Annotated in this window: 1 protein-coding gene and 1 pseudogene; both read left to right on the forward strand. The window is 58.5% G+C overall.

Features of this window, described 5'->3' with window-relative positions:
• Positions 1-69: 69 nt before the first annotated feature.
• Positions 70-1626 (forward strand): annotated as a pseudogene (gene sdhA / locus ACIGDJ_RS27280) (succinate dehydrogenase flavoprotein subunit); the annotation flags it as partial.
• Between the two features lie 12 nt (positions 1627-1638).
• Positions 1639-2343, forward strand: a complete 705-nt coding sequence (locus ACIGDJ_RS27285) for a succinate dehydrogenase iron-sulfur subunit (protein ID WP_016773675.1) — start codon at positions 1639-1641, stop codon at positions 2341-2343.
• Positions 2344-2625 lie beyond the last annotated feature (282 nt).

Below are 2625 nucleotides of genomic sequence, written 5' to 3' on the forward strand. Positions count from 1 at the left end.
AAACATACCGCCAACACCTACAACAACACAACCACACACACTAAATAACAAAACCACTCTCAAAAGAACTAAACCGTCAAGGGTTCCGACTACATCGGTGACCAGGACGCTATCGAATACATGTGTCAGGAAGGCCCGGCTGCCGTGTTCGAGCTGGACCACATGGGTCTGCCGTTCTCGCGTACCGAGCAAGGCCGCATCTATCAGCGTCCGTTCGGTGGCCAGTCCAAGGACTACGGCAAGGGCGGTCAGGCTGCGCGTACTTGCGCCGCTTCCGACCGTACCGGTCATGCGCTGCTGCACACCCTTTATCAGGGCAACCTGAAAGCCGGCACCACGTTCCTCAACGAGTACTACGCTGTCGATCTGGTGAAAAACCAGGAAGGCGAGTTCGTCGGTGTGATCGCGATCTGCATCGAAACCGGTGAAACCTCCTACATTCGTGCCAAGGCCACCGTTCTGGCGACTGGCGGTGCAGGCCGTATCTACGCCTCCACCACCAACGCCCTGATCAACACCGGTGACGGTGTTGGCATGGCGCTGCGTGCCGGCGTGCCGGTGCAAGACATCGAAATGTGGCAGTTCCACCCGACTGGCATCGCCGGCGCCGGTGTACTGGTGACCGAAGGTTGCCGTGGTGAAGGTGGTTACCTGATCAACAAGCACGGCGAGCGTTTCATGGAGCGTTATGCTCCGAACGCGAAAGACCTTGCAGGTCGTGACGTGGTTGCCCGTTCGATGGTCAAGGAAATCATCGCCGGCAACGGTTGCGGCCCGAATGGCGACCACGTGATGCTCAAACTCGACCACCTGGGCGAGGAAGTGCTGCACAGCCGTCTGCCAGGCATCTGCGAACTGTCGAAGACTTTCGCCCACGTTGACCCGGTGGTTGCGCCGGTTCCGGTTGTTCCGACCTGCCACTACATGATGGGCGGCGTTGCCACCAACATTCATGGCCAGGCGATCACCCAGAACGCCGAAGGTCAGGACCAGATCATCCCTGGCCTGTTCGCGGTAGGCGAAGTGGCTTGCGTATCGGTCCACGGTGCCAACCGTCTGGGCGGCAACTCGCTGCTCGACCTGGTGGTATTCGGTCGCGCTGCCGGTCTGCACCTGGAAAAGGCGTTGACCGACGGCATCGAATACGACGACGCTACCGAGTCCGACATCGAAGCTGCACTGTCGCGCCTGAATGCACTGAACAACCGTACCGACGGTGAAGACGTTGCCACTCTGCGTCGCGAGCTGCAAAGCTGCATGCAGAACTACTTCGGCGTATTCCGTACCGGCGAATACATGCAGAAAGGCATCGCTCAGCTTGCTGACCTGCGTGCCCGCATCGCCAACGTGAAAATCAACGACAAGTCGCAGGCGTTCAACACTGCACGAATCGAAGCGCTGGAGCTGCAAAACCTGCTGGAAGTGGCTGAAGCTACCGCCATCGCGGCCGAAGTACGTAAAGAGTCCCGCGGCGCGCACGCCCGTGAAGACTTCGAAGACCGTGACGACGAAAACTGGCTGTGCCACACCCTGTACTTCCCGGGTGACAAGCGCGTCACCAAGCGTGCCGTCAACTTCTCGCCGAAGACTGTTCCGACTTTCGAACCTAAAGTCCGGACTTATTAAGGGGTGACCGCCATGTTGCAAGTCAGTGTTTATCGCTACAACCCTGATCAGGACGCTGCGCCGTTCATGCAGGATTTCCAGGTCGATACCGGTGGTAAAGACCTGATGGTGCTGGACGTGCTGGCCCTGATCAAAGAGCAGGACGAGGGTTTCTCCTATCGTCGCTCCTGCCGTGAAGGCGTCTGCGGCTCCGACGGCATGAACATCAACGGCAAGAACGGTCTGGCGTGCATCACGCCGCTGTCCGCCGTTGTAAAAGGCAACAAGCTGATCGTTCGCCCGCTGCCAGGTCTGCCGGTTATCCGTGACCTGGTCGTCGATATGAGCATCTTCTACAAGCAATACGAGAAGGTGAAGCCTTACCTGCAGAACGACACGCCGGCTCCGGCCATCGAGCGTCTGCAGTCGCCAGAAGAGCGCGAAAAGCTCGACGGTCTGTACGAGTGCATCCTGTGCGCCTGTTGCTCGACCTCTTGCCCATCGTTCTGGTGGAACCCTGACAAGTTCCTCGGTCCAGCTGCGCTGCTGCAAGCCTACCGCTTCCTGGCTGACAGCCGTGACACCAAGACCAGCGAGCGTCTGGCTTCACTTGACGACCCGTTCAGCGTTTTCCGCTGCCGGGGCATCATGAACTGCGTCAACGTATGTCCGAAAGGCCTGAACCCGACTAAGGCCATCGGTCACATCCGTAACATGCTGCTCTCGAGCGGCGTGTGATTCAGCTGCTGTAACCGTTGCACCGTAGAGGCTGTGGCGCGGGCTTCAACCCGCGTCATGGCTATAACCAGAGCAGTAGCCACAAGCTGCCGCTCTTATTTTGAAGAAATGAGACAAGCAGGGGCATCCGGGCTGGTACCCGGACTATCAGTGTGATCCTAGGTGGCTTGTTTTAGTCGCTGCATTCGGACTTCTGCAAGTTTGCTCGGTGTCGACACCGATGGTGTTCCCCTAACCGAGGGTGACCAAGCATGCAAGAAAGCGTGATGCATCGCAAGTGGA

It is taken from the genome of Pseudomonas sp. NPDC079367, assembly GCF_044542195.1.
In the GTDB taxonomy this organism is placed as follows: domain Bacteria; phylum Pseudomonadota; class Gammaproteobacteria; order Pseudomonadales; family Pseudomonadaceae; genus Aquipseudomonas.

Bases quoted from the DNA above. Each gene is read 5' to 3' on its own strand.
- ACIGDJ_RS27285 (WP_016773675.1), top strand. From the start codon at position 1,639: ATGTTGCAAGTCAGTGTTTATCGCTACAACCCTGATCAGGACGCTGCG.